Here is a 23,171-nt window from a genome sequence, read left to right as displayed (position 1 = left end):
ATCACACTGCGCCATCAGCATGTTCACCACCCAGCGGGCAGAACCCTCATGGACGTAAAACGACTTATCCTACTGATTCCATTGGCTGTTTTAGCCTACCTCTTGGTTGTTCAATGGAGTCAGGACTATAGTCAGCCGGTTGATACGCCGTCTTCCACCGAAATCGTACAGCGTAACGGCTCGACCCCAGAAGCAACGCAAGAATCAACGCAAGATGATGGCGGCCTTAGCGTGCCCTCTAGCGGCACTCAGCAGGGCGATATCGACGACAGCATGCCGGCTGAAGAAAGTGAAACGGACAGCCGCGACTTTATTGCCGTCACGACCGACGTACTTGATGTGCGTATCGACCCTTTCGGCGGCGATATCCTCTATGCCGCGTTACCGCAGCATAAATTAAGCCTCAATGCTGAGCGCAATTACGTGTTGCTCTCCGACAACCAGCTACGCAGCTATGTCGCACGCTCAGGTATCCAGCTTAATGATGAAGCAAATCGTATTGCCTACTCGCCAGAAAAAACGAAGTACGTGCTACATGACGGTGAAGAAAAGCTAACGGTGGATCTTAGTGCCGATATTAATGGCATTGACATAACCAAACGGCTGACGTTTGAGCGCGGAAGCTACGCGGTTGAGGTCAACTATTACCTCGCTAACAACACTGAAGAACCGGTGAGCGCGCGTTTTATCGGCCAGTTAGCACGCGACAATAGCGCCGATCCATCGAGCGGCGTGGCAATCGGCATGAACTCCTATCTAGGGGCGGCCTATTCGACGCCAGAAGAGCGCTACCAGAAGGTTGATTTCGAAACGATCCAAAACGGCGAGTTTTCTAACCGCGAGGCCGAAGGCGGCTGGGTCGCGATGATTCAGCACTACTTCGTCTCAGCCTGGGCGCCGCCGCAAGATCAGCAGAACCTCTACTATGCAAGCACCGATTCACGTAATCGCAACGTCGCGGCGTTTGCCGGTCCGATTCAGCAGATCTCACCAGAGAGTGAAGCCACGCTTGGCGCGACGCTCTATATGGGGCCTAAGGTTCAAGACCACCTGGAGCAAGTCGCTCCGAATCTTGAGCTCACCGTGGATTACGGCTGGCTGTGGTTCATCGCCAACCCGTTGTTCTGGCTGTTGGATAAAATCCACGATGTGGTGGGCAACTGGGGCTGGTCGATCGTACTGCTAACCGTGTTGGTCAAGCTTGTGCTTTTCCCGCTCTCGGCCAAAGCCTACAAGTCGATGGCGCGGATGCGAAAACTCGGCCCAGAGATGCAGCGCCTCAAAGAGCAGTACGGCGACGACCGTCAGAAAATGTCGCAAGAGATGATGAAGTTCTACCAGAAAGAGAAGATCAATCCGCTCGGCGGCTGTCTCCCCATTCTGGTACAGATGCCGGTCTTTATCGCCCTCTACTGGATGCTGCTGGAATCGGTTGAGCTGCGCCATGCGCCGTTCATGTTCTGGATTCAGGATCTGTCGATAAAAGACCCGTACTTCATTCTGCCGATCCTGATGGGCGCGTCGATGTTCGTGCAACAATTGCTCAACCCGACACCGCCAGACCCGATGCAGGCGAAGATCATGAAGATGCTGCCAATTATCTTTACCTTCTTCTTCCTTTGGTTCCCGGCGGGGCTGGTCATCTACTGGGTAGTGAACAACATTATCTCAGTGGCGCAGCAGTACCTTATTACGCGCCAAATAGAGAATGATCCCAACGTCGGCAAAGGCAAGCGAACCAAGTAGCCAATCGCTTCGCTTACGTTAATCAGACCCCCGCCTTGTGCGGGGGTCTGGCGTTTGCGGGCGAAGGAAATCACAATACAGCGAAAAACATGGAAAACATCATGGCAGAACGACTCTATACCGCTGACACCATTGCCGCGCTTGCCACGCCACCCGGGCGCGGCGGGGTCGGAATTATTCGCCTTTCAGGCCCTGATAGCCGCCAGCTGGCCGAAGAGATTGTCGGCCACTGCCCCAGGCCGCGCTACGCCCACTTTGGGCCGTTTAACGGTGAAAACGACATTATCGACGAGGGAATTGCGCTCTTCTTTGCCGGGCCGAACTCTTTTACCGGCGAAGACATACTCGAGCTACAGGGGCACGGCGGCCCGGTGATCATGGATCTGCTGTTGGAGCGCTGTGTACAGCTTGGCGCGCGCCTAGCGCGGCCCGGCGAGTTCTCCGAGCGCGCCTTTTTAAACGACAAACTCGACCTTGCCCAGGCCGAGGCAATAGCGGATTTGATCGACGCCACCTCGCGCTCCGCGGCAGAAAATGCGGTGCGTTCGTTGCAAGGGGATTTCTCTCAACGGGTTCACGCACTGGTGCAGCGGCTAATTGAGCTGCGCATCTATGTGGAAGCAGCGATCGATTTTCCCGAAGAAGAGATCGATTTTCTTGCCGATGGCAACGTCGCGAACATGCTCAACGGCGTTGAGCAAGAGCTTACTCAAGTGCGCGCCGCCGCAGGTCAGGGTGCGCTCATGCGTGAAGGCATGAGCGTGGTCATCGCGGGTCGCCCCAACGCGGGTAAATCAAGTCTGTTAAACGCGCTTACCGAGCAGGAAACCGCGATTGTGACCGATATTGCTGGCACCACCCGCGACGTGCTGCGTGAACATATTCACATCGACGGAATGCCGCTGCACATCATTGATACCGCAGGGCTGCGCGATACGCCAGATGCGGTGGAGAAAATCGGCGTCGCCCGCGCCTGGGCGGAGATCGAAAAGGCTGACCGTGTGCTGCTGCTCGTTGATGCCACCACCACAGACGCCACCGATCCAATGGCGATTTGGCCGGAATTTGTCGAACGCTTGCCAGACCGCGGGCGCCTAACGCTAGTGCGCAACAAAATCGATACCAGCGAAGAACCCGCAGAAATCGACGTATCCACAGCGCATCCAACGCTGCGGCTTTCGGCAAAAACCGGCGAGGGTGTGGATAAGCTAAAAACACACCTCAAAGAGATCATGGGGTTTTCCGCAACCACCGAAGGACGCTTCTCCGCCCGCCGCCGCCACCTCGATGCCCTCGACCGCGCGCACGCTGCGCTAGAAGCGGGCCGAACGCAGTTAGACGGCTTCGGCGCCGGTGAGCTCCTTGCCGAAGACCTGCGCGACGCGCAACAAGCGTTAGGCGAAATTACCGGTGAATTTAGCGCCGATGATCTCCTCGGTGAGATTTTTGGCAGCTTCTGCATCGGCAAATAATGCCTTTAGCCCCACGCAGCTATTCCCCTACCAACCAGTCGGCGCGGTAGTGGCAGTATGGCCCTAAAAGTGGCGTCATTTCGCGCATAGCCGCCGCAAGGCGCTCATCTAGCCCCCAGGGCGGATTAATCACCAGCATGCCGCTGCCGTACATACCGTGGCGCTGTTCGCCAGGTGAGCGAAGGCAGAGCACGCTATGCCAGATTTTGCGTATACCGCTGGCAGCAAGCCCCTCAAGCAACGCGTGGTGGTGCGCCGCCGGCAGCAGCGGGTACCAAATCATGACGACGGCGTGGCGCGCTTTTTTCATTGCCTGCACCACCGCCTCAACAACCTCTTGATACTCGCCTTTACGTTCGTAACTGGGATCAATCAGCACGCATAGCCGTGGGGTCGCCACGGGCAAGCGCTGCGTCAAACCGGCCAGGCCATCACCATAGGTGCGCGTGGCGTTCTCACTCAGTCTTTGGTCTTCTAGGTAGCGGTGCTCACCGGGATGGAGCTCAAAAAGCTGCAGCGTATCCTGCCCGCGTAAACGCTGATGCAACCACCACGGCGAGCCTGGGTAGTGCGTTATCGCCGCGGATGAGGGTTGAAGGGAAGATAGGGCATCGCACCACTGCCGCAAAAGCGGGTCGTTAAGGGTACGCTTGGCTTGCCAGAGTTTCTCAACGCCTTCGCGATACTCCTGCAAGCGTTGGCTCTCTTTGGATACAAGAGGATAAACACCACGACCGGCGTGCGTATCGATATATGTAATGGATGTTTTTTTACGTAATAAATAATCAACGACGGCAAATAACGTTAAATGCTTATGCACATCGGCAAAATTACCGGCATGGTAGGCGTGCTGATAAGAAAGCATGTGACCCTAAAAAATTAATAAAACCAAAGAAAAGCCCGCCAAAAAGTAGCGGGCTGAAGTTTAAACACTTATTAACAACCGCTTAGTGTAACCGGCTGTGGATCGTTTTATTGCGCTAATACGTGTTACTGAGACTAATCATTACTGAGCCTGATAGTCCTGGGCGCCTTCCGTCGGCGTGAGGGTAATCTCAACACGGCGGTTCTGCGCGCGTCCTTGCTCTGTGTTATTGCTGGCAACAGGCTGGTCCTCGCCGTAACCCATCATGTTTAAGCGTGTGGATGAAACCCCGGTTTGGCTAAGATAGCCACCCACGGCTTGGGCGCGACGCTCGGATAAGCGTTGATTATAATTAGCATTGCCCGTGCTATCGGTGTGACCAGCAACATTGACGCGCGTATCGGTGTATTCACGCAGCACGTTAGATACGTCGTTGAGCGAACTGCGTGCTTGTGAGGTTAGCTCACTGGAATCAAAGCCAAAGGTCACGCTGCTTGGCATGTTGAGCACAATTTCGTCACCACGGCGGTCAATTTCGATACGCGAGCCTTGTAAGCTATCGCGCAGTTGATTCTCTTGGCGATCCATATAAGCACCTACGCCAGCACCGGCTGCCGCGCCAACAGCGGCACCAATAAGCGCACGGTCACGGCGGCTGGTGCTGCCATCACCCGAAAGGGCCCCGGCAACCGCACCAACAGCGGCACCAATGCCGGTACCCGTTGCGGTGCTAGAGCGCTGCGTTTGCCCACCGTAGGGGTCATTGGTGGCGCAACCCGCCACCAATAAAGCGGCCGCAATCGGCGTTAAAAGACGATAAAAACGCATCACTCACTCCTTCATGTGTCACAAAGAATTCATTATTCATCGCTGATCTCGGCCAGCAACTCGTTTAAGAATAGTAGGCCTTGCGGGGATGCCCTAAGACTTTTCGCTGTTTCCTCTAAAAGTCCTTTTTTGTAGGCACTTTGTAAGCGTTTATTTAGCACAGCTTCTGGCTGACCCGTGTACGCCGACCATAGGGCTATCGGCACACCGTCGGTCAAACGCAGCGCGTTCATAGAAAATTCAAGCGGAAGCTCGGCCACGTTGACTTCACGTTTTCCGGCAACAAAACCGCGAAGGTCACCCAAGCGCTGCAGGTAAGCCTCGGGCTGGCGGGTTTTCCAACGTCGCTCAATGACCCATTCGCTGTTATCACGCATATGGCTGAGCTTGCTGTGCGCGCCAGCCCCAATACCCAGATAATCGCCAAACTGCCAATAGTTCATGTTATGACGGCTTTCGCGCCCGGGTTTGCCATAGGCGGAAATTTCGTAACGTGAAAAACCGGCGGTTTCCAGGCGCTCGTGCCCTTGGTCTTGAATCTCCCACAGTGCCTCCTCTTCGGGAAGAACGGGCGGGTGAGAGTGGAAAGCGGTATTGGGCTCAAGAGTGATTTGATACCAGGAAAGGTGCTCAGGCGCGAGCGCGAGTGCTTGATCGATATCGGCAAGCGCACGTTCGGGGGTCTGCCCTGGCAAGCCGTGCATCAAATCGATATTAATGTTGCGAAAACCCGCCGCCCTTGCCTGCTCGACGGCAGCAGCTGCTTCCTCGCCGCTGTGAATACGGCCCAGCGCTTCAAGCTGTTCAGCATGAAAACTCTGTACACCCAGCGAAAGCCGGTTAATGCCCGCCTCGCGATAGCCTGTAAAACGGTGCTGCTCGGTGGTACCGGGGTTAGCTTCTAAGGTGATTTCGATGTCAGGGGCAAACGATAACCGCGCTTGTATTGCCTCAAGCAACACATGATAAAAACGCGGCGACAGAAGACTCGGTGTGCCGCCGCCGATAAAGATCGAGACTAACGGGCGCTCGGCGGCAAGTGGAAGATCCGCATCAAAATCGGCAATCAGTGCGCGCAAGTAGGCCTCTTCAGGCAACTCGCGATGATTGGACTCATGAGAGTTAAAGTCGCAATACGGGCACTTGCGCACGCACCACGGCGTGTGGATATAAAGCGATAGCGGCGGCAATTCAGCCATGCGCCACCTGCGATGTTTCCACCTCTAGCATGTCCACCAGGGCCTTAAGCGCACGGCCGCGGTGGCTAACACGGTTTTTGCTTTCAGCGGGCATTTCAGCGGCGCTCATGGCGTGATCGGGCAGCCAAAAAAGTGGGTCATAACCGAAGCCACCCTCCCCACGTGGGTGGGCGAGAATCTCGCCTTCCCAGCTGCGCTGCACAATGATCGGCACCGGGTCTTCCGGGTGGCGCAAATACACCAATACACACCAATAGCGCCCGCTGCGCTGGCCTTCAACGCCGTCGTGCAAAGCGTCAATCAGTTTGGCGTTGTTGCGCGCATCGCTTTTCGGCTCACCGGCATAGCGCGCCGAATAAATCCCCGGTGCACCGTTTAAGGCATCCACTTCCAGGCCGGAATCGTCGGCCAGCGCCGGCAAACCACTTGCCGCGCTCGCCGCCCGTGCTTTAATCAGCGCATTCTCCACAAACGTCAGCCCAGTTTCGGCAACATCTGCCACGCCAAAATCCGCCTGCGGGCGCACATCCATCCCCAGCGGCGCAAGCAACTGGTTGAACTCACGTAACTTTCCCGCATTACCGCTGGCCAGTACCAACGTTCTGTCTACTGTCATCGGAATCTCCTGACATCGACTTACAGTTACGACGCCATCAGCGCAAAGGCTTTTTCAGCCGCATCCAGAGTGAGCTGAATATCCTCGGCAGTGTGGGCGCTGGACATAAAGCCGGCCTCAAATGCGGAAGGGGCTAAATACACGCCGTGATCCAGCATGGCGCTAAAGAAACGGCGGAACATTTCCGGGTCGCACGCAGTGGCTTGGGCGAAGTTATCCACCCGCGATTGCGCGGTGAAAAATACCCCGAACATACCGCCAGCGGATTGCGTGATCATCGGCACACCGGCGGCATCGGCCCGCTCTTGCAAGCCGAAACGTAAGGTATCGACGCGTTGAGCCAGCGCATCGTGAAAGCCCGGTACCTGAAGCTTATTCAATAGTGTCACTCCCGCCGCCATCGCCAGCGGGTTTCCCGAAAGCGTGCCTGCGTGGTAAATCGGCCCAAGCGGGGAAATCTGTTCCATAATCGCGCGCTTACCACCAAAGGCACCGACGGGCATACCGCCACCGACGATCTTGCCCAAACAGGTTAAATCCGGCGTTACATTGTAGTGCGCCTGGGCACCGCCGAGGGCGACACGAAAGCCGGTCATCACTTCGTCAAAAATCAGCACGCTGCCGTGCTCGTTACACACCCGGCGCAGCGTTTCAAGAAATTCGGGCTGTGGCGGGATGCAGTTCATGTTGCCTGCCACCGGCTCCACAATAATGCACGCGACTTGATCGCCGATCTCGTCAAAGCAGGCTTGCACGCCTTCAGGGTCATTAAACGACAGCGTGACCGTATGCTCGGCAAGAGACGCTGGCACACCCGGTGAACTCGGCTCGCCGTGGGTGAGCGCGCCGGAGCCGGCTTTGACCAGCAATGAATCGGAGTGGCCGTGGTAGTTGCCTTCAAACTTCACGATCTTATCGCGGCCGGTGTAGCCGCGCGCCAAGCGGATCGCCGACATGGTGGCTTCGGTGCCGGAGCTTGTCATGCGGACCATTTCCATCGACGGAATCATCTCGCAAATCAAATCGGCCATGGTGGTTTCGATTTCTGTCGGCGTGCCGAAAGAGAGGCCGTTATCCAGCCGCGCGCGCACCGCGGCGAGCACATCTTGGTCGGCGTGGCCGGTAATCATTGGCCCCCACGAGCCGACATAATCGACATAGCGGTTGCCTTCCACGTCAAACAGATACGCGCCCTGGGCGCGCTCCATAAAAATCGGCGGGCGGTGCAGCCCTTTAAACGCGCGCACGGGGGAGTTAACGCCGCCGGGGATATGGCGACTGGCACGGTCAAACAGTTCGGCTGATGTGGTCATGGCGTCCTCTCGGTGATGAGAAATGGATTATATGTAAACGTTTATATAAAACTTATCGGGTAAAAAAATGGGCGTCAAAAAAGCGATGGGGTAACGCTTGGCCACTGCCTTGATAATAGCCGTGTGACAGACTTTCCCAGGTAAAGTGTTGCGCCTGCTCGCAGGCACTTAGTAAGCGTTCACCGACGGCCAAACGCGCGGCAAGCGATGACGCCAGCGTACAACCCGAGCCGTGAAACTGTTCCGGCAGGCGCGGCCACTGCCATTGACGTGTGGTATCGGGCATATGCAGGGTGTGGGTAATTTGCTGCTGGTCGCAGCCTGGGCGCGGGTTATCAGTGGCAGTCACTAGAATCGCTTGGCAACCGTGTGACATCAACGCCACCGCGCGGGCGGTATCGTCATCGGGTTTCTGGACGTCCGGTGTCAGCTGGGTAAGCTCGTAACGGTTGGGCGTTAAGATATCCACAAGGGGTAACAAGCGCTGTCTGTAGGCTCGGCACAAAGCGGGTGTGGATAACTCAGTTCCACCGCCGGCTTTTATCACCGGGTCCGCCACCACCGGCACACCGGGAAAACGCCGCACGGCCTTTTCCACCGCAAAAAGCGTGGCTTCATCAGCGATCAATCCGAGTTTAATCGCCGCCACCGGCCACTCACCCAGCGCGTCTACCATCGCGAGTATCGAATCCGGGCTGGTAGGGATAACGCGTTGCACATCGTGAAGATTCTGCACCGTGAGGGCTGTGGGCACCGTAACCGCCCAGCCACCGGCGGCGGCAATGGCTTCACTATCGGCGATAATGCCAGCGCCACCGGTGGGGTCATGGCCAGCTAATACCAATACAACAGGGGGTAGCGGCTTTCGCATCAGTACGGCTTAAGCACGGCCAGAATAACGATAATAAGCAGGGCCACTACCGGCAGCTCGTTAAACCAGCGGAAAAAAACGTTGCCTTTTTTGCAGCGATCTTGCGCGAATTGCTTTAAATAGATCAAACAAACGTGGTGATACGCGACCAGCAGCACGACCAGTAAGAGTTTGGTGTGCATCCAGCCTTGGCTGAGCCAAGCGGGGTTGAGAAACAGCATCCAGCCACCGAAGATCAGCACGACAATCATGGAGGGCGTCATAATGCCGCGGTAGAGCTTACGCTCCATGATTTTGAACGTTTCCATGCTGGTCGTCTCGTTTTTATCTCGCGCCATGGCGTGATAAACGTACAAGCGCGGCAGATAAAACAGCGCGGCAAACCAAGTGACCATGGCGATCAAGTGGATCGCTTTTACCCATAAATACATTGTGGCTCCTTGCGCATAGGGGTCGCTTAGCGCTGTCCCCCTTCTCGCTTGCTGTCTGAGGTGTCGTTGGGTGTATCCGCGTTTTTGTCTTGTGCGTGCTGCGAATAGGAGTACTGATAATAACGCTCAATGGCGCCACGGGTGATGATACCCGAAATGCGGCGCTGCTTCGGCCGGTAACCATGCACCACATAAAGAGCGCCAAGGGCGTCATTCTGCAGCGTTATAAACGCTTCGGAAAGGGTGGCTTGCAGGCTGATGGGTGCTATCTCTAGGCGCTTGCCCGGAATTTCCAATAGGTCGATCTTCTCTTGTGCGATTTCTTCCGGCGTTTGAGAAACTTCATGGTCTATCAACCAACGGGCCAGTTCCGCGGCTTTAAGCGCCAGCACCGGTTTCTCGCGCGTCGAACGTTCAATCACGATCCAAACAGGGTTAGTTTGCAATAGTTTGCGCACCTGCGCGTGGGACACCATACGCTCGGTACGCACCACACTGCGCTCCATCACCGCCGGTACCGATACCCGTGAAAGCGCTTGCATCAGCGGCTGCTGAAGCGGATGCAAGCCGTAACGCACCGAGCTGATAAAAAAACCTTCGCAGCCGGTGAGCTGGCGCGAGGTGAGGCACGCTACCACCACCGCCAGCATCCCCGGCAGCATGATATTGGGTGTATGAGTCAGTTCTAACAGTGCCATCAACGCCGCAAGCGGCGCCTGTAGCACAGCCCCCATCATCGCGGCCATTCCCAGCATGGCAAATATCGCCGGGTCAGCCGCTCTATTAGGCCAAATAATCCCACCGAATAGCCCGGTAAGTGACCCAACGGCAGCACCAATCACCAGTACTGGGCCAATAATGCCAATCGGCACACCGCCCGCCACGGTTAACGCGGTGAGAATCAGTTTAAATACCACCAGCGCGAGCAACACGGAAATCGTCAGCTGATTATCCAACACGGCCGCTACGCTATCGTAGCCGATCCCCTGCACCTCGGGGAAAAACCAGGCAACCGCGCTGGTTAACACGCCCGTTGCGCCTAAGCGCAACCACAATGGCTGGTGTCGAATCCACACACTACGAGAAACATGAATAAAAAGCCCCGCCAGGAGACCAATCGCCAGCCCCATGACAACCACCCACGGCAAATTCAGAAACGAATTCAGCGCGACGTCTGGAATACTAAACGCCGGCGCGCTGCCATACGCCAACTGCGCCACCAATGCGCCCATGGTAGATGCCAAAATAACCGGCATGAAGCTCATCAAGGTGTATTCCATCATCACCACTTCCATGGCAAAGATGACCCCGGCAATCGGGGTGTTAAACGAAGCGGAAATACCTGCTGCCGTGCCGCACGCCACCAGCACTCGCAGGCTATTGTGCGGCAGGCGCAGTTGTTGGCCTAAACCGCTCGACGCTGCCGCACCCAGATGAATCGCCGGCCCTTCGCGCCCCGCCGACAGGCCACCGAGGACCGACACCACGCCCACCCACCATTGGTTAAGCCAGTTACACAGTGGAAAGCGCCCTTGGTGATAGGTCAAGCGCTCAATCACATGACTAACGCCAAGATTGCGCGCTTTGGCTTTCTGCCGATAAAGCAGCCCCCCCACGAGCGTAACGGCGATCACAGGTAACAGTGCACGCAACCAGGGAGAAAGCCCCTCAAACGCCTCAGGTTTGCCTTCCGGCATATATAGCGTGGCACCGGCTTCCAGCAGTAGCCGAAAACCCACCATCAATGCCCCCGTAATAACCCCGGACGCCAGCCCCAGCACGCAAAGCTGCGGAAGTGCATCCACATTGGCGAGCTGGCGACGAAAACCCTCAAGGGTAAAATCTGACCGCGAAAAACGTGACACGCACACCATCCTTGTTCTTAATCTTGTGCTCTTTTGTTACCACACTTGTTACGACGCTTCTGACGACTCTATTTCCTATCCCTCTCTTGTGTATCATAGCTAAAAAGCGTGCAACAGGTTGTTTTCAAGCTCAGACTGTTATCAACGAGGCACAAATAGCGCAAACCGTAAGGAGTTGAGTGTGATTAAAGTAGGTATTGTCGGCGGTACCGGTTATACCGGCGTTGAACTTTTACGGCTGCTTTCCCAGCACCCTGAAGTTAGTGTCGAGGCGATCACCTCGCGCTCGGAAACAGGCGTTAAGGTATGCGATATGTACCCCAACTTACGCGGCCACTACAACACGCTCACTTTCAGCGAGCCCGACGCCAAAATGCTTGGCGCGATGGACGCCGTGTTTTTCGCCACGCCCCACGGCGTTGCCCACGCCTTGGCCGGTGAGCTTTTACAAAATGGCACCCGCGTGATCGATTTATCCGCCGACTTTCGTCTACGCGATGTGGATGAGTGGAGTCACTGGTACAACCAGCCTCACGGCGCCCCCGAGCTTCTCAATGAAGCCGTTTACGGCTTGCCTGAGATGCATCGCGAAGCGATCAAACGCGCGCGCTTGATCGCCGTGCCTGGCTGTTACCCCACCGCGGTACAGCTGGGTTACTTGCCGCTGTTAGAAGCCGGCCTAATTGATTCAACGCAGCTTATTGCTGACTGTAAATCTGGCGTTACTGGCGCGGGGCGCGGTGCCAAAGTGCCATCGCTACTCGCCGAAGCGAGCGAATCCATGAAAGCCTACGGCGCCTCTGGCCACCGCCACCTGCCAGAAATCCGCCAGGGGCTAGCCGATATTCAAGGCAGCAGTGTAGGGCTTACCTTTGTGCCGCACTTAACGCCGATGATTCGCGGTATCCACGCTACACTCTATGGCAAGCTCAAGGCCGAGCCGCAAGAACTTCAAGCACAAGAACTTCAAGAACTGTTTGAAGCGCGCTACGCCAATGAGCCGTTTGTCGATGTGATGCCCACCGGCAGCCATCCGGAAACCCGCAGCGTAAAAGGCATTAATACCTGCCGCTTGGCGGTTCATCGCCCCGATAACGGCAATACCGTGGTACTGTCGGTGATTGATAACTTGGTGAAAGGCGCTTCCGGTCAAGCAATTCAAAACCTTAACCTGATGTTCGGGTTAAAAGAGACGCTAGGCCTTGACGCCCCAGCGCTGATGCCCTGAACGGTGGCACGCTAATATCTCGATAAAGTTGACTGTTTTACTAGGAATTACCCATAATTGCGTTTTAAATAGCAATATTCCCTCACGCTCGCGGGAGGTTCCATGAGCAGTGCCGAATCCTTTGTCCCCACGCCGCTGATGCTGTCTGATAGTGCACGCACACGCATCAAGGCGCTTATTGCAGAAGAGAGTAACCCCACGTTGAAGCTGCGCGTCTACGTGACGGGCGGCGGCTGTTCGGGGTTTCAATACGGGTTTGATTTTGCCGACAACGTCGCCGAAGACGACACCTTGATCAAGTTTGGCGAGGCGTCACTCGTGGTTGACCCACTGTCTTACCAATATTTGGTGGGCTCCACGGTCGATTACGAAGAGGGTCTGGCGGGCGCCCGTTTTCGCGTACAAAACCCTAACGCCACCACCACCTGCGGCTGTGGCGCCTCTTTTATGGTGTAAATCCCACAAGCGCGCTTGCGTCTACGCAACGTTTACCACGGCTTCTCCCCGTGACTTGACGCCATGGTGGTTTCTCGCCAAGGTTAAAAAGGTCAATAACAGTCTTACGGCCGTTTTGATAGCGCATTGCATAGCGCTATCGACGTGCCATTCAGGCCAATAACGCACGGGGAATACCATGAAAAAAACCGCAATTTTCCACACTAGCCTGCCAAAAACCGCCCTCGCCGCTGCTGTAGCGCTCGGTTTAGGCACCGCAAGTCTCGCCGTCGCCCAAGATAAGCCCACCGTTAACGTGGCGACCGACCCAAGCTTTGTGCCTTTCGAGATGATGGATCAAGAAACCGGTGAAATGACCGGCTTCGATATGGACATCATCAACGAAATCGCCGAACGCGCTGGTTTTGAGGTCGACCTCACTACCATGGAATTCAACGGCATTATTCCCGCCGTTCAAACCGGCAGCCAGGAAATTGCCATCGCCGGTATCACCATTACCGATGAGCGCGCCGAAATCGTGGATTTCTCCGATCCCTACTATGATTCCGGCCTGCGCATTATCGTCCGTGATGACAACAACGAAGTCACCACCATCGACGACCTCGAAGGCATGTCCATCGCCACTAAAATCGGTTCCACCAGTTATGACTATCTGACCGAAAAGTTTGGCGATGACGCCGATGTCACCCCATATCCCGGCACCTCAGATATGTACATGGCACTTTTAGGCCGTAACGTTGATGCCGCTTTCTACGATGCCCCCAACGTAGGCTACTTCACGCAAACGCGCGGCGAAGGACGTACCAAAGTGGTTGGCCCACTTTACGAAGGTCAACAATACGGTATCGTTTTCAATAAAGGCAGTGACTGGGTAGAACCCTCTAACGAGGCACTCGCTGACATGCATAAAGATGGCACCTACGATGAGATCTACACCAAGTGGTTTGGCGAAACCCCTAGCGATGAGTAATCATCGCTAATTCTCTTATTCGTTAATCGCTAACGACAATACTTCCTTTTTATACGCATCAGGGCCGGGTGGTCTCGCCCCCGGCCTTGTGTCGTTATGTTGTGGCTTTTTTAGGAGAGCACACGTGGACGCTACGTTTGAATTTGATTGGGCCGCCGCGTTCGGCTCAATCCCTCACCTACTGCCAGGGATTCCCTGGACACTATTGATTTCGTTTGGCGGCCTTGCCTTTGGTTTTTTTATCGGCATCTTTTTTGGCTTGCTACGCATTAGCCCGCTACGCTGGCTTCGTTGGCCCGCTATTGTGTATGTCGAAGTTTTTCGCGGTACACCGATCCTGGTCCAAGTACTGTTTATCTTCTACGGGTTACCGCAAATTTTGGGCAGCCCTATCAACGCCCTTACCGCCGGGATCGCCGCCATTGCGATCAATTCAGGCGCGTATATTTCTGAAATTGTACGCGGTGGCGTGCAGTCCATTGAGCGCGGCCAGCGCGAGGCCTCACTCTCACTGGGGCTCTCGCGCACACAAGCGTTTCGCTACATCATCTGGCCCCAGGCTTTTCGCCGTATGGTTCCGCCGCTAGGTAACCAAGCCATTATCAGCATCAAAGATACGTCGCTGTTTTCGGTTATCGGCGTGGGCGAGCTTGTTCGCCAAGGGCAGATCTACATTGCTACGACATTTACCGCGATGGAGGTCTATTTAATGGTCGCTCTGCTTTATTTGGCGATCACCTGGACCCTCTCCATTCTCCTGCGCCAGTTAGAGCGCAGAGGCCTAGCCGGACAATAAGGACGCGGACATGAACGAGACGACACAACCGATCGTGGCCATGCAAGCGCTGAACAAACACTTCGGTAGCCTGCATGTGCTTAAAGATATCGAGCTTGAAATTATGCCCGGCGAAGTGGTGGTCGTTATTGGCGCCAGCGGCTCGGGAAAATCCACGCTGATTCGCTGTATCAACGGGCTTGAGGAGTTTCAGCAAGGTAGCCTGATGGTGGATAGCAAAGCGCTATTACCTCACGGCAAAAGCGGCAAGGCACTGCAAAAAATCCGCACTGAAGTGGGCATGGTATTTCAGCAATTCAACCTTTTTCCCCATCTCAGCGTCATTGACAATATTTCGCTTGCCCCGATGAAGGTGCGCGGTTGGAGCCGTGCAGATGCCCTCGAAACTTCCCAGCGTCTACTTGAGCGCGTGGGTATTTCCGACCAGGCGGATAAGTACCCGGCACAGCTTTCAGGCGGCCAGCAGCAGCGTGTAGCACTTGCCCGCGCCCTGGCCATGGAACCGAGATTAATGCTCTTTGATGAGCCCACGTCAGCACTAGATCCGGAGATGATCGGTGAAGTGCTCGACGCCATGCGCGAGTTGGCAAAAGAGGGCATGACCATGGTGATTGTTACCCATGAAATGGGCTTTGCTCGCGAAGTCGCCGACCGGGTAATTTTCATTCACCACGGGGAAATTACCGAACAAGGCCCACCCGAGAAGCTATTTGATAAACCCCAACACGAACGTACACAGTCGTTTTTGGCACGTGTTTTAAAACACTAATTAGCCATATTAGCGCTAAGAAAAGCGCCAAAAATCGCTCTATTTTATCGCCTGTCCTCGTGACAGGCTTTTTTTTGCCTGTGGATAATATTTTTTTGCGCCTTCATGTATCTGCCTTAAGTGTCCGCATGCCGGTGTTTAATTGCCATTGTGGAGAAAACGCGAGGTTGTTCACAGCCACGGTAACAAGTCAGGTATGCAGCGGTGGAAAAGCCGTCAGTAATTTGACCTGTGGGTAAATCGCCTTTCCATCCACAAGCTTAGCACCGTTTGTACGCGTCTAGTACGCGCTTTATTAACTTATCTACCCACACAGTAAACAATTGATATGTATAACATAAAAACTCTTTTCCACAGATTTTATCCACACCAGTAATTACAATAACAATAAAACTTCTTTTATTTATAAATATATTGTTATTAATAGTGGGTCGAGTGAAGAAATCCGTGTGTAGAAAAACCTGACGGTTACCCACAGGAGGTTTATACTGCCGGGCTTACTGATGCATGCTGAATAAAGTCGCGCTAAAACGCGCAAGACGAGGTGTCATGAACTATCCTGACCGCTTTGACGTGATTGTCATCGGCGGTGGCCATGCGGGGACCGAAGCCGCGCTGGCCTCTGCTCGCATGGGCTGTCAAACCCTGCTGCTCACTCACAACATCGAAACCTTAGGGCAAATGTCGTGTAACCCCGCGATCGGCGGCATCGGCAAAAGCCATTTAGTCAAAGAAATCGATGCACTTGGCGGTGCAATGGGGCTAGCCACGGACCTAGGTGGCATTCAATTTCGTGTGCTTAATGCTCGCAAAGGGCCGGCGGTGCGCGCTACCCGTGCTCAAGCTGACCGGGTGCGTTACAAAGCGGCTATCCGCAGCATGCTGGAAAACCAGCCGAATCTGACGATTTTCCAGCAAGCAGCGGGCGATTTGATCGTGGACAACGACACCGTTCGCGGTGTGGAAACCGAGACCGGCATTCGCTTTCACGGCGAATCTGTCGTGCTTTGCACGGGGACTTTCCTCGGGGGTGTGATTCATATCGGGCTTAATCAAAGTCGCGGTGGACGCGCCGGGGATCCTCCCTCCAACGCCTTAGCCGAACGGCTACGCGCACTGCCGTTTCGTGTTGACCGGCTAAAAACTGGCACGCCGCCACGTCTTGACGCTAAAACCGTGGATTTCTCCCACCTCGAAGAGCAGCCGGGAGATTCGCCTACGCCAGTGATGTCGTATCTCGGCAACCGCGGAATGCATCCACGCCAGATGAGCTGCCATATTGCGCATACTAATACGCAAACGCATGACATCATTCTAAAAAACCTGGATCGCTCGCCGATGTACTCCGGCGTGATCGAGGGCATCGGCCCGCGTTACTGCCCGTCGATTGAGGACAAGGTCCATCGCTTCGCGGATAAATCAAGCCACCAAATTTTCATCGAGCCAGAAGGTTTAGATACTAACGAGCTGTATCCCAACGGGATCTCCACGTCGCTGCCGTTTGATATTCAGCTTCAGGTGGTGCGCTCGATCAAGGGGCTGGAAAACGCGCATATCACGCGGCCAGGCTACGCCATTGAGTACGATTTCTTTGATCCCCGCGATCTGAAACACTCGCTGGAAACCAAATTTATCCACAACCTGTTTTTTGCCGGGCAAATTAACGGTACCACCGGGTATGAAGAAGCCGGTGCACAAGGGCTGCTTGCCGGTTTGAACGCCGCTCGCCGCGCGAAAGCATTGGAGGCCTGGTGGCCGCGCCGCGATGAAGCGTATTTGGGCGTGCTGGTCGATGACCTGATCACCATGGGCACCAAAGAGCCTTACCGGATGTTTACCTCGCGTGCCGAATACCGCCTGTTGCTGCGCGAAGACAACGCCGATTTACGCTTGACTGAAACCGGCCGTGAATTGGGGTTAGTGAACGAGACCCGCTGGGATGCTTTCAGCCAAAAGCGCGACGCCATTGAGCGAGAAAATCAACGGCTCGCCGCCACCTGGGTGCAGCCCAATACCCCAGCGGCCGAACGCCTTGGCGAAAAAACCGGCAAAGCGTTAACACGGGAGTATCGCTTAAGCGATTTGCTCAGGCGCCCCGAGCTTACCTATGCCGATATCGCAACGTTACCGGGTATCGAAGGTGAGGCGGTAGATAACGACGCCGTTACCGAACAGGTGCAAATTCAGGCCAAATATCAGGGTTATATCGACCGTCAGCAGGACGAAATCGACAAGCTCAAGCGCCACGAAGCGACACCGCTCCCCGATAGTTTGGATTACCAACGAGTCGAAGGGCTTTCCAACGAAATCTGCCAAAAACTTATCGAGGCACGCCCGGCAACACTCGCCCAAGCGGCGCGCATTTCTGGGGTAACGCCAGCGGCGGTGTCGGTCTTGCTGATTCACTTGAAAAAGCGCCGATTGGTGGAAAAAAACGAGGTCGCCAACGGATGAGCGCGCTGGCAAAGCTGACCGCATCGTTACCACAGGGTATCGCCGAACGCCTGGGCCAAGGGCTTGAGGCACTAGGCCAAACGACCACAAGTGAGCAGCGAGAGCGCCTGCTGGGTCTTTTGGCCCTATTGCACAAGTGGAACCGGGCTTATAACCTCACCGCAGTGCGTGACGTGAATGACATGGTTGCGCGCCATCTTCTTGATAGCGCCGCGGTGGCACCGTTTGTGCACGGACCGCGCGTATTGGACGTAGGAGCCGGGCCGGGGCTTCCCGGCTTGGTGCTCGCGATTCTTAACCCGGCGCTTAACGTTACGCTGCTCGACAGCAACGGCAAAAAAGTGCGCTTTCAGCGTCAAGCCATCATGGAGCTTGGACTTGAAAACGTCACTCCCGTACAAACTCGCGTTGAGCAGTTTGACGCCGCTACGTTTGATCAGGTGATTTCGCGCGCCTTTGCCAGTATCAAGGATTTTGTCACGCTGACATGTCAACTGCCCGCTGCCCACGGCGAGTGGCTAGCAATGAAAGGCCCCGGCGCTGACGACGAGCTACAAGGGTTGCCCGCTGATATCGAAATTAAAGCGCGGCATTCGCTTAAAGTACCGTTTGAAGCCGCCACGCGGCAGCTACTGATCTTGTCCTCGCGGTTTTAGTACCGCCCTGGTAAATCCACAAGGAGTTGCGTAAGTGAGCCAGATCATCGCCCTGACCAACCAAAAAGGCGGCGTGGGCAAAACCACTTCCGCCGTCAATCTGGCGGCGAGTCTTGCGCAGCTTGGCCGCTGCGTACTACTGGTGGATCTTGACCCACAAGGCCATGCCAGCATGGGCAGCGGCATCGATAAACACGAATTAGACGTTAGCGTGCTCGATGTGCTGTTAGGTGACGCCAAGGCAAGCGATGTGATCGCGCAGAACCTTCCAGTGGGGTTTGATGTATTGCCGGGAAACGGTGATTTAACCGCCGCCGAAGTTGAGCTGCTGGATAGCGAAGCACGAAAAAGCCGTTTATCGTCAGCGCTGAATGAGGTGAGCGCTAACTATGATGTGGTGCTAATTGACTGCCCACCATCGCTTAATATGCTCACGGTGAATGCGCTGACCGCCGCCAATGGTGTTCTTATCCCGTTACAATGCGAGTTTTATGCACTTGAAGGGCTTTCTGCGTTATTGGATACGGTTGAGCAGATCAAAGAAAACATCAACCCAGCGCTTAGCGTGTCCGGTATTTTGCGCACCATGTACGACAAACGCACCAGCTTGACGCGCGAAGTGGATAAGCAGCTGCGCGACTTTTTTGGCGATGCGCTGCTAAAAACCACCATTCCGCGCAATATCAAAGTCGCAGAAGCGCCCAGCCACGGCCTGCCGGTTACGCACTATGCACGCTTTTCGCGGGGCAGTCAGGCGTACCGCGTGTTGGCTAAAGAGTTGATTCGTCGATTAACGCTTTAAACAGACGCTGTTGGCAAACGTCGTTTCATGAGGGAAAACAATGACGCGTAAACGTGCGCTCGGACGCGGCCTCGACGCCCTAATCGGCGCCGGTGCCCGCCGCCGAGACAGTTTAGACATCACCATCGGCGATCCCGTACCGGTCGATTCCGAGCCATCGGTTTCCACACCGGCAAGGGCGGAAGCGTCCACAAGTGAGCCGGATCGGCTTGTGCGCTTGCCGCTGGGCCAACTGGTTCGCGGGAAGTATCAGCCACGGCGCGATATTCAGCCTGAAGCGCTGGAAGAACTTGCCGATTCCATTCGCGCACAGGGGGTTATGCAACCCATTGTGGTGCGTCCGGTGGCGGAAAACCGCTATGAGATTATCGCCGGTGAGCGGCGTTGGCGAGCCGCCCAGCTGGCTGAGCTAGACGTTATTCCCGCGGTTATTCGCGAGGCCAGCGATGAAGTCGCCCTGGCCTTGGCGTTGATTGAAAACATTCAACGCGAAAACCTGAACGTGGTAGAAGAAGCCATCGCGCTCAAGCGCTTAGGCGAAGAGTTCGAGCTAACCCAACAACAAATCGCCGATGCGGTGGGTAAATCGCGTACGCAAGTAGCAAATTTACTCCGCTTACTCGCGCTTGACCCAGAAGTACAAACGCTGCTTGAGCGCGGGGATTTGGATATGGGCCATGCTCGCGCGTTACTTTCGCTTAATAGCGCCGAACAACGTCAAGTGGCCCACGATGTCGTCAATCACGACCTTACCGTTCGGGCAACAGAAACCCTGGTGAAAAAACGTCAAACCCAAGGCGAGCCTGCGCGCGCTAAAAGTCGCCAAACGCCGTCGCCAGATGTCGCCCGGTTAGAAACGCGCTTAAGCGAGCAGCTCGGTGCACCCGTATCGATTCAACACGGACAAAAAGGCAAAGGTAAGCTCACCATCCGCTACACCAGCCTAGAAGAGCTCGATGGCATACTCGGTCATATTCAGTAACGAGAAAAATAGGCTCGAAGGGTGAAATGTGAATATTCTTTCCCCCTTTGGTCGCAAGTCGCCAATCTTACGGGCAAAAAGCGAATGACTTTGGTTGAAGGGGCGATAGCGCTTCCCTATAATCGCGCAAGATTTGTGCAAGCTGTAAACATAGGCTTGCTGACGTAAGGCGCGGTTCATGACGAATCACAATCACCGTGCAAGAGTAGCGACGAAAATGCGGCAACGGCGAGAAGTCACGCGACGGCAGGTGTATATACGTCGACTGGTTACGATACAAGCAAGCGTTGCGTTAACCAGCGTGCTACTTGGATTTGCCGTATCGGGAAGCACGGGCGCATTATCGTCTTTACTGGGTATAGCTCTGGCGGTAATACCTAACGGGCTGTTTATCGCCCGCTCTGGTGTACTCAACCATCAGGTTCGCGCCTCGCAAAGTGCAAAGCGTCTTTTTCGTGCTGAAATGGGTAAGTTCGGTTTGACGGTGGTGCTGTTTATTACGGTGTTCCTCACAGTGCCCCCCTCAAACCCCGCTTTCTTTTTTTGTGCTTACGTAGCGGTTGTCCTGACACATTGGCTGGCACCTTGGCTAATGCCCAAACACCGCCCAACTGATTGAGGTAATAGTTCCATGGCAGCAGGAAACGAAGTCTCGCCGGCTTACTATATCCAGCACCACTTGCAGAACTTAACGTTTGGCAAGCACCCGGAAAACGGCTGGTCGCTGGCCCACTCTGCAGAAGAAGCGCGCGAAATGGGCTTCTGGGCGATTCACCTTGATACCATGGGGTGGTCGATTGCTATGGGCCTGCTGTTCATCTGGGTTTTCCGTAAAGCGGGTAAAGTGGCCACCACCGGCGTTCCGGGAACGTTGCAAAATATCGTCGAAATGGTGTTCGAATTTGTCGAAAACATGACGCGAGCGACCTTTCACGGTAAGAACTCGAAGATTGCACCTCTTGCTCTGACGCTTTTTGTTTGGATCTTGTTCATGAACACGCTCAAGATCCTTCCGGTTGACTACTTCCCGGAACTGTTCAAACGATTGGGTGTGGATTACATGAAGATTGTTCCCACTACCGATCCGAACGCTACCTTGGGCATGGCCTTTGGCGTTTTCTGTTTGATCATTTACTACAGCATCAAGATCAAAGGGGTGGGTGGTTTTGCTAAAGAATTATCGTTTACCCCGTTTAACCACTGGGCTCTAATTCCTTTCAATCTTCTCCTTGAAGTTGTTGCGCTACTGGTAAAGCCTTTCAGTCTCGCTATGCGACTTTTCGGTAATATGTTTGCCGGGGAAGTTATCTTCATCCTGATTGCCCTGTTGCCGTTCTGGGCCATCTGGCTGTTGGATGTGCCGTGGGCGATCTTCCATATCCTTATTATCGTTCTGCAGGCATTTATCTTTACCGTGCTGTCCGTTGTGTATCTAAGTTCTGCACACGAACATCACTAATTGAGCAACGCCTTAACCCCAAACCTTCAACCTCAACTTGAAAAACTAGGAGTACTACCATGGAACTCATCTACATTGCCGCTTCTATCATGATCGGCCTTGGTGCCCTGGGTACTGGCATTGGCTTCGCTATCTTGGGCGGCAAGCTTATCGAATCTACCGCTCGTCAGCCGGAAATGAGCGATCAGCTGCAAACCAAAACCTTCCTCATGGCCGGTCTGCTTGACGCCGTTCCGATGATCGGTGTTGGTATTGCGATGTACCTGATCTTCGTTGTTGCCGGTTAATAACAGCACTGCCGGGCGGCTTTCCGCTCGGTTTTGCCACACTCCGGTCGCCACGAATACAGTCAGAGGTACATCCCTGTGAATATCAACATGACGCTTATCGGGCAAACGATCGCCTTCGCGATCTTTGTCTGGTTTTGCATAAAGTACGTGTGGCCACCCATCAGCACTGCGCTCCACGAGCGTCAGAAGAAAATTGCTGACGGTTTGGACGCGGCAAGCCGTGCTTCCCGTGACCTTGAGCTCGCTCAAGAGCAGGCGTCACAGACGCTGCAAGAGAGCAAAGAGCAAGCTTCTCAAATTCTGGAACAGGCGAATAAGCGCTCTGCCCAGATCGTTGAAGAAGCACGGGAGCAAGCACGTGCTGAAGGCGAACGTTTGCTAGTCGGTGCACGTGCCGAGATTGATCAAGAAATGCAGCGTGCGAAAGAAGATTTGCGCGCACAAGTGTCTCATCTAGCGGTTATCGGTGCTGAGCGAATACTTGAAGGCTCCGTTGACGAAAAAGCGCACCGCAAGTTGCTTGATGAGCTTGCTGCTGAACTGTAAGGAGGTGAACCATGGCGGAACTACTCACCGTCGCTCGTCCTTACGCTAAGGCGGCGTTCGAATATGCGCGTGATCACAATGCGCTAGATGCCTGGTCTTATGCTCTTGGCTTTTTGGGTTATGCTGTAGCGGATGGCAACGTACGTTATCTGCTGGGTAGCCCAAAGCTTGAAAACGAAAAGAAAGTATCGATCTTGACGGGTATGTTGCCCGAAAAGCAGGACGATGCCCTTGAGCGTTTTCTGACAAATCTAGCGCATCAATATCGTCTCGTAGCGTTGAAGGCGATTGCCGAGCAGTTCGAGCAACTTCGCGCGGAACACGAACAGCGTATCGACGTAACCGTGACGTCAGCCTTTAAGCTCGACAGTAAGCAGCAAACCAAGCTGACTAACGCGCTTAAAAAACGTCTGAATCGCGAAATCTCCATTACCACTCAGGTGGACAAGACGCTAATTGGTGGTGTCATCCTGCGTGCCGGCGATACCGTCATTGACGGTTCGGTGCGCGGTCGATTAAACCGCCTTTCTGACGCGCTGACCACTTGAGTTTGAGGG

General features: G+C 54.8%; 24 protein-coding genes. 16 read left to right on the top strand and 8 right to left on the bottom strand.

What is annotated here, in order from left to right; translation table 11 throughout:
* Positions 1-48 precede the first annotated feature (48 nt).
* Positions 49-1,746, top strand: coding sequence for a membrane protein insertase YidC (yidC, locus tag M8006_RS12620; protein WP_250082727.1), 1,698 nt, complete (start codon positions 49-51; stop codon positions 1,744-1,746).
* Positions 1,747-1,847: 101 nt separating this feature from the next.
* On the top strand, positions 1,848-3,218 hold the full coding sequence (gene mnmE, locus M8006_RS12615; protein WP_250082725.1) for a tRNA uridine-5-carboxymethylaminomethyl(34) synthesis GTPase MnmE: 1,371 nt from the start codon (positions 1,848-1,850) through the stop codon (positions 3,216-3,218).
* A 19-nt stretch (positions 3,219-3,237) separates the two neighbouring features.
* Here the strand turns inward: mnmE and M8006_RS12610 are convergent, their stop codons facing one another.
* The 8 genes from M8006_RS12610 to M8006_RS12575 form a co-directional block, all read right to left on the bottom strand.
* Positions 3,238-4,083 (bottom strand): 23S rRNA (adenine(2030)-N(6))-methyltransferase RlmJ, encoded by an 846-nt coding sequence (locus M8006_RS12610; protein WP_250082723.1) that lies wholly within the window; start codon positions 4,081-4,083, stop codon positions 3,238-3,240.
* 141 nt (positions 4,084-4,224) lie between these two features.
* A complete protein-coding gene (locus tag M8006_RS12605; protein WP_250082722.1) occupies positions 4,225-4,911 on the bottom strand; it encodes a YiaD family glycine zipper/OmpA-like lipoprotein in 687 nt (228 codons plus the stop codon).
* 32 nt (positions 4,912-4,943) lie between these two features.
* Complete coding sequence (gene hemW / locus M8006_RS12600; protein ID WP_250082720.1) at positions 4,944-6,110, bottom strand: radical SAM family heme chaperone HemW; 1,167 nt, start codon at positions 6,108-6,110, stop codon at positions 4,944-4,946.
* On the bottom strand, positions 6,103-6,726 hold the full coding sequence (rdgB, locus tag M8006_RS12595) for an RdgB/HAM1 family non-canonical purine NTP pyrophosphatase (RefSeq protein ID WP_250082717.1): 624 nt from the start codon (positions 6,724-6,726) through the stop codon (positions 6,103-6,105). Before rdgB ends, hemW begins: the two co-directional genes overlap by 8 nt.
* A 26-nt stretch (positions 6,727-6,752) precedes the next feature.
* Positions 6,753-8,039: a glutamate-1-semialdehyde 2,1-aminomutase gene (gene hemL, locus M8006_RS12590; protein ID WP_250082715.1), complete on the bottom strand. Its 1,287-nt coding sequence runs from the start codon at positions 8,037-8,039 to the stop codon at positions 6,753-6,755.
* A 52-nt stretch (positions 8,040-8,091) separates the two neighbouring features.
* Positions 8,092-8,910, bottom strand: coding sequence for a bifunctional hydroxymethylpyrimidine kinase/phosphomethylpyrimidine kinase (gene thiD, locus M8006_RS12585; RefSeq protein ID WP_250082713.1), 819 nt, complete (start codon positions 8,908-8,910; stop codon positions 8,092-8,094).
* Complete coding sequence (gene hemJ, locus M8006_RS12580; RefSeq protein ID WP_250082711.1) at positions 8,910-9,341, bottom strand: protoporphyrinogen oxidase HemJ; 432 nt, start codon at positions 9,339-9,341, stop codon at positions 8,910-8,912. The genes thiD and hemJ overlap by 1 nt, the downstream gene beginning before the upstream one ends.
* 26 nt (positions 9,342-9,367) lie before the next feature.
* On the bottom strand, positions 9,368-11,206 hold the full coding sequence (locus tag M8006_RS12575; protein WP_250082709.1) for a chloride channel protein: 1,839 nt from the start codon (positions 11,204-11,206) through the stop codon (positions 9,368-9,370).
* Between the two features lie 181 nt (positions 11,207-11,387).
* Here M8006_RS12575 and argC point away from each other — a divergent pair, with 181 nt between their 5' ends.
* The 14 genes from argC (at position 11,388) to M8006_RS12505 (ending at position 23,162) form a co-directional block, all read left to right on the top strand.
* Positions 11,388-12,434 (top strand): N-acetyl-gamma-glutamyl-phosphate reductase, encoded by a 1,047-nt coding sequence (gene argC / locus M8006_RS12570; protein WP_250082707.1) that lies wholly within the window; start codon positions 11,388-11,390, stop codon positions 12,432-12,434.
* Positions 12,435-12,536: 102 nt separating this feature from the next.
* Positions 12,537-12,890: an iron-sulfur cluster insertion protein ErpA gene (erpA, locus tag M8006_RS12565; RefSeq protein ID WP_250082705.1), complete on the top strand. Its 354-nt coding sequence runs from the start codon at positions 12,537-12,539 to the stop codon at positions 12,888-12,890.
* Positions 12,891-13,068: 178 nt separating this feature from the next.
* Entirely contained in the window at positions 13,069-13,860 is a 792-nt protein-coding gene (locus M8006_RS12560; RefSeq protein ID WP_250082703.1) for a transporter substrate-binding domain-containing protein, read from the top strand.
* A 124-nt stretch (positions 13,861-13,984) separates the two neighbouring features.
* The gene (locus M8006_RS12555; protein ID WP_250082700.1) at positions 13,985-14,656 is read left to right on the top strand and encodes an amino acid ABC transporter permease; all 672 of its coding nucleotides are present in this window, start codon (positions 13,985-13,987) and stop codon (positions 14,654-14,656) included.
* 10 nt (positions 14,657-14,666) lie between these two features.
* Positions 14,667-15,425, top strand: a complete 759-nt coding sequence (locus M8006_RS12550; RefSeq protein WP_284047044.1) for an amino acid ABC transporter ATP-binding protein — start codon at positions 14,667-14,669, stop codon at positions 15,423-15,425.
* Positions 15,426-15,974: 549 nt separating this feature from the next.
* A complete protein-coding gene (gene mnmG, locus M8006_RS12545) occupies positions 15,975-17,879 on the top strand; it encodes a tRNA uridine-5-carboxymethylaminomethyl(34) synthesis enzyme MnmG (RefSeq protein ID WP_250082698.1) in 1,905 nt (634 codons plus the stop codon).
* On the top strand, positions 17,876-18,535 hold the full coding sequence (rsmG, locus tag M8006_RS12540; RefSeq protein ID WP_250082697.1) for a 16S rRNA (guanine(527)-N(7))-methyltransferase RsmG: 660 nt from the start codon (positions 17,876-17,878) through the stop codon (positions 18,533-18,535). Before mnmG ends, rsmG begins: the two co-directional genes overlap by 4 nt.
* 34 nt (positions 18,536-18,569) lie before the next feature.
* Entirely contained in the window at positions 18,570-19,337 is a 768-nt protein-coding gene (locus M8006_RS12535) for a ParA family protein (protein ID WP_250082694.1), read from the top strand.
* Between the two features lie 40 nt (positions 19,338-19,377).
* Positions 19,378-20,319, top strand: a complete 942-nt coding sequence (locus M8006_RS12530; RefSeq protein WP_250082693.1) for a ParB/RepB/Spo0J family partition protein — start codon at positions 19,378-19,380, stop codon at positions 20,317-20,319.
* Positions 20,320-20,497: 178 nt separating this feature from the next.
* On the top strand, positions 20,498-20,938 hold the full coding sequence (locus M8006_RS12525) for an ATP synthase subunit I (RefSeq protein WP_347709765.1): 441 nt from the start codon (positions 20,498-20,500) through the stop codon (positions 20,936-20,938).
* A 12-nt stretch (positions 20,939-20,950) separates the two neighbouring features.
* Positions 20,951-21,778 (top strand): F0F1 ATP synthase subunit A, encoded by an 828-nt coding sequence (gene atpB / locus M8006_RS12520; protein ID WP_250082691.1) that lies wholly within the window; start codon positions 20,951-20,953, stop codon positions 21,776-21,778.
* 59 nt (positions 21,779-21,837) lie between these two features.
* Positions 21,838-22,065: a F0F1 ATP synthase subunit C gene (atpE, locus tag M8006_RS12515; protein ID WP_179930397.1), complete on the top strand. Its 228-nt coding sequence runs from the start codon at positions 21,838-21,840 to the stop codon at positions 22,063-22,065.
* A gap of 78 nt (positions 22,066-22,143) precedes the next feature.
* Positions 22,144-22,614 (top strand): F0F1 ATP synthase subunit B, encoded by a 471-nt coding sequence (locus M8006_RS12510; protein WP_250082689.1) that lies wholly within the window; start codon positions 22,144-22,146, stop codon positions 22,612-22,614.
* Positions 22,615-22,625: 11 nt separating this feature from the next.
* Positions 22,626-23,162, top strand: coding sequence for a F0F1 ATP synthase subunit delta (locus tag M8006_RS12505; protein ID WP_250082688.1), 537 nt, complete (start codon positions 22,626-22,628; stop codon positions 23,160-23,162).
* Positions 23,163-23,171: the final 9 nt, after the last annotated feature.

Origin of the sequence: Halomonas llamarensis, assembly GCF_023555005.1 — a bacterium.
Classification (GTDB): domain Bacteria; phylum Pseudomonadota; class Gammaproteobacteria; order Pseudomonadales; family Halomonadaceae; genus Vreelandella; species Vreelandella llamarensis.
Note: the sequence above shows the minus strand (reverse complement) of the source record. Positions and strands in the feature narration are given on the sequence as shown.